Annotated in this window: 1 protein-coding gene and 2 pseudogenes; all 3 read left to right on the top strand. The window is 55.9% G+C overall.

The features are described 5' to 3' along the window. Window positions 1-143: 143 nt before the first annotated feature. Window positions 144-1,642: pseudogene (gene pgi, locus C8024_RS01915) on the top strand (glucose-6-phosphate isomerase). 16 nt (window positions 1,643-1,658) lie between these two features. Then, window positions 1,659-3,007, top strand: a pseudogene (gene gor / locus C8024_RS01910) (glutathione-disulfide reductase). A gap of 128 nt (window positions 3,008-3,135) precedes the next feature. Beyond that, window positions 3,136-4,662: an acyl-CoA carboxylase subunit beta gene (locus C8024_RS01905; RefSeq protein ID WP_173202749.1), complete on the top strand. Its 1,527-nt coding sequence runs from the start codon at window positions 3,136-3,138 to the stop codon at window positions 4,660-4,662. Window positions 4,663-4,727 lie beyond the last annotated feature (65 nt).

Here is a 4,727-nt window from a genome sequence, read left to right as displayed (position 1 = left end):
TCGCCGACAATGGCTGTGACGTCAAGATTTCTTGCGTCCCGGAACCGGCGGAGATTTTCAACTTGAGACGGGCCGGCTCGGCAGATAGGGCTGGGTAATCCACGAGATGCACGCAATTTCAGAACCAGAGATTGGATGATTGAATGACTTCAGACCATTGGCAGACGATCAAGGCCATGCCGCAGCTTTCGCTAAACCAGATGTTCGAGAAAGATGGCGATCGCGTCTCCCGCTTCGCGCTGCAACATGCAGGCCTCTATTTCGATTTTTCCAAAACCCATCTTGACGAGGATCTGGTGGGAGCATTTCAGGATATGGCCGACACCTTGGGACTGTCGACCAAGAGAGAAGCATTGATTGCCGGCGAGCCGGTCAATATCAGCGAAGGCCGGGCTGCCGAACATTGCGCAGAACGCGGAATCGGAAATCCGGCGAGTGTCGATAATGCCCATGCGCTGCACCAGCGTATGAAGAGCCTGATCGAAGTGATTGATTCCGGAGCTCTTGGTGAGTTCAGGCATATCATACATCTGGGCATCGGCGGTTCGGCCCTGGGACCCAAGATGCTGCACGAAGCTCTGAAACTGGGTGACGAGAAATATGAGCTCGCGGTGGTCTCGAACATCGACGGCGTGGCACTCGAACCGGTTCTGGAGCGATTTGATGCAGGCAAGACGTTGCTGGTCATAGCGTCCAAAACCTTCACCACCGCAGAGACTTTGTTGAACGCACAATCGGTGATCGACTGGATGACGGAGGAGGCTATCGCAGATCCCAGGGGGCAAGTCGTCGCCTTGACCGCCGATCCGGAGCAGGCGGTTGAATGGGGAGTCGATGAAACCCGCATCCTGCCATTCTCCGAGACGGTGGGCGGGCGTTATTCCTTATGGTCGTCGATCGGCTTCAGCGTCGCGCTGGCGCTCGGCTATGATGTGTTTGCGGATCTGCTGGCCGGGGCTGCCGCAATGGACCGGCATTTTCAGGATACGCCCTGGTCGCGGAATATTCCGGTCCTTGCCGCCTTTGCCGACCAATATTACACACAGGTTCGCGGATGCGAAACGAGAGCGGTATTTGCCTATGATGAACGTCTGGGGCTGGTGCCGGATTATCTCCAGCAGCTGGAAATGGAAAGCAATGGCAAATCCGTAACGCTGGATGGCGAACCGCTTGCACTGCATTCCAGTCCGATTGTCTGGGGTGGCGTCGGCACCGATGCCCAGCATGCGGTGTTTCAGCTTCTGCATCAGGGTAGTCATCTTGTCCCAGTCGAGTTTCTCGCGGTCATAGAAGCGGGGGATTCGCTCAGTCCCGCTCACCATAACGGCCTGCTACTCAATTGCTTCGCCCAGGGGGCGGCGTTGATGGCGGGCAAAAATCCGATGACAGTCATCGAAACTATCAGGGTGACAGGCCCTCGGTCACGATATTATTGGAAGAATTGGAAGCATCTTCACTGGGTGCGCTGCTGGCCTTTTACGAGCACCGGACTTTTGTGAATGCGGTTTTGCTGAACATCAATCCATTCGATCAATTTGGCGTCGAGCTTGGCAAGCAAATGGCGAACAAGCTGGCTGCCGAGGATGGTAACCGATTGGACGCATCGACCGAAGAGTTAAAGAAGCGGGCTTTCGGAGTCTGACAACAAGGAATTATTGATGGCTGAATATGATTATGACCTGTTTGTTATCGGAGCAGGTTCCGGCGGAACGCGCGCCGCTCGGGTCTCCGCATCCTATGGTGCGAAAGTCGCTGTAGCCGAGGAATATCGGGTCGGCGGGACCTGCGTTATCCGCGGCTGCGTGCCGAAGAAGCTGCTGGTTTACGGTTCGCATTTTTCCGAAGAACTCGAAGACGGCAAGAATTTCGGCTGGACCTGGGACAATGCCGAGTTCGACTGGACCAGATTGCGTGATCATGTCCTCAAGGACGTCGACCGGCTCAACAATGCCTATACAGAAACGCTGAAAAATCATGGGGTTGAGATCATTCTCGAGCGTGCTGAACTGGCCGGGCCGCATGAGATCAAGCTGGCCGGTGGCAAGACTGTGACTGCGAAATATATATTGATTGCGGTTGGTGCTTGGCCTGCGGTTGCTGATTTTCCCGGTAGTGATCTGATGTCGACTTCGAACGACATGTTCCATCTCGAGAAGCTGCCGGAGACTATCATCATTGCCGGAGGCGGCTATATCGCCAATGAATTTGCCGGTATTTTCAATGGCTTGGGCAGCGATGTTACGGTGGTCAACCGCTCCGACATCATATTGCGGGGCTATGATGAAAGCGTCCGGGACCGGCTGATCCAGATCTCGCTTGCCAAGGGCATCGATTTCAAATTCAACTGCGCATTCGACAAGATCGAGAAGCGCGATGATGGCGCCCTCGATGTGTATATGGACGGCAAAAAGAGCCGATTCGTACCGATATTGTGCTCGCAGCGACCGGAAGGCGACCAAAAGTCGACGGTTTGGGACTGGAAAATGCCGGCGTAGTAACGAATGACAAAAATGCGATCATCGTCGACGACTATAGCCGGACCAATGTGGAGAATATCTACGCTGTCGGTGATGTGACCGATCGCGTGCAGCTGACACCAATCGCGATCCGCGAAGGACAGGCTTTTGCCGATACCGTCTTTGGCGACAATCCGCGCACCGTGGACTATGACAATATTCCATCCGCCGTATTCTCCCAGCCGCCCATTGCCTCGGTCGGTCTGACCGAGAGCCAGGCACGCGAGCAATATGGCAATATCAAGGTCTATTCGTCCGATTTCCGCGCCATGCGCAACGTCTTTGCCGACCGGGCCGAGCGCAGTCTCTACAAGATGATCGTCGAGCATCCGACCGAGAAGATTCTCGGCCTGCACATGATCGGCCCCGACGCACCGGAAATTTTGCAGGCTGCGGCCATCGCGGTAAAAGCGGGGCTCACCAAACAGGCGTTCGACGATACCGTGGCCCTGCATCCGAGCATGGCCGAGGAACTGGTCCTGTTTAAATAGATAACGTTACGGCTTCCGTAGCGAAAAGGTCAGGTTTAATCGCGCGATTAATTACTATTGACGATTGCCTAACCGGCTGTGCATTGACTAGGGCATATCGCACCAAGTGATTCACAGCCGGGGGTTTGATGTCAGACATTATCGCACAATTGGAAGCCAAGCGCGCCGAAGCCATGCTCGGCGGCGGGCAGAAGCGGATCGATAGCCAGCATGCAAAAGGCAAGCTGACCGCACGCGAACGGATCGAGATCCTGCTCGACGAGGATTCGTTCGAAGAGATCGACATGTATGTCGAACATAATTGCGTCGATTTCGGAATGGAAAAGACCAAGATCGCGGGCGACGGTGTGGTGACCGGATCCGGCACGATCAACGGCCGTCTGGTCTATGTCTTCTCCCAGGACTTCACCGTGTTCGGCGGTTCATTGTCCGAACGCCATGCCGAAAAGATCTGCAAGGTTCTGGAAAACGCCATGAAAGTCGGCGCTCCGGTCATCGGCATCAACGACAGCGGCGGCGCGCGTATCCAGGAAGGCGTGGCATCGCTTGGTGGCTATGCCGATGTGTTCCAGAAAAATGTTCTCGCCAGCGGCGTCATTCCGCAGCTCAGCCTGATCATGGGCCCCTGTGCCGGTGGTGCGGTCTATTCGCCGGCCATGACCGACTTCATCTTCATGGTGAAGGACAGCAGCTATATGTTCGTCACTGGCCCCGATGTGGTCAAGACCGTGACCAACGAGATTGTGACGCAGGAAGAACTGGGCGGAGCGGTTACGCACACGACCAAGACCAGCGTTGCCGATGTCGCTTATGACAATGATATCGAAGCCTTGCTTGCGGCGCGTGATTTCATCGACTTCATGCCCTTGTCCAATCGCGAAGAAGTGCCGGAGCGGCCCACCGCTGACCCGTGGGACCGGCTCGAGGAAAGCCTCGATACGCTGATCCCCGACAATGCCAACCAGCCTTATGACATGCACGAAGTCATCCGCAAGATGGTCGACGAGGGCGATTTCTTTGAAGTCCAGCCCGCCCATGCCGGCAATATCATCTGCGGCTTTGGCCGGATGGAAGGCTCCACCGTCGGTGTGGTGGCCAACCAGCCGATGGTGCTTGCCGGATGCCTCGACATCAATGCCTCCAAGAAAGCGGCGCGCTTTGTCCGCTATTGCGATGCATTCAATATTCCGATTGTGACTCTGGTCGACGTTCCCGGCTTTCTGCCCGGTACTTCACAAGAGCATAACGGCATCATCAAGCATGGCGCCAAGCTGCTCTTCGCCTATGCCGAAGCGACCGTGCCGAAAATCACCATCATCACCCGCAAGGCCTATGGCGGCGCTTATGACGTGATGGCGTCCAAGCATTTGCGCGGCGATCTCAACTATGCCTGGCCCACCGCCGAAATCGCTGTGATGGGGGCCAAAGGTGCGGTCGAGATCATCTTCCGCGGCAAGACCCCGGAAGAAATTGCCGAACATACAGCCGAATATGAAGCCCGCTTCGCCAACCCGTTTGTCGCGGCGCAAAAGGGCTTTGTCGACGAGGTAATCATGCCGCATTCGACCCGTCGCCGGGTGGCTCTGGGGTTGCGGAAACTGCGGAACAAGCAACTGGAGAACCCGTGGAAGAAGCATGATAATATTCCGTTGTGATCCTTCCCAAGTGATTGTCCTTCGTCATTGCGAGCGTAGCGAAGCAATCCAGTGCGGCGCGCGGG

This window comes from Sphingopyxis sp. BSNA05, assembly GCF_013265645.1.
In the GTDB taxonomy this organism is placed as follows: Bacteria; Pseudomonadota; Alphaproteobacteria; order Sphingomonadales; family Sphingomonadaceae; genus Parasphingorhabdus.
Note: the sequence above shows the minus strand (reverse complement) of the source record. Positions and strands in the feature narration are given on the sequence as shown.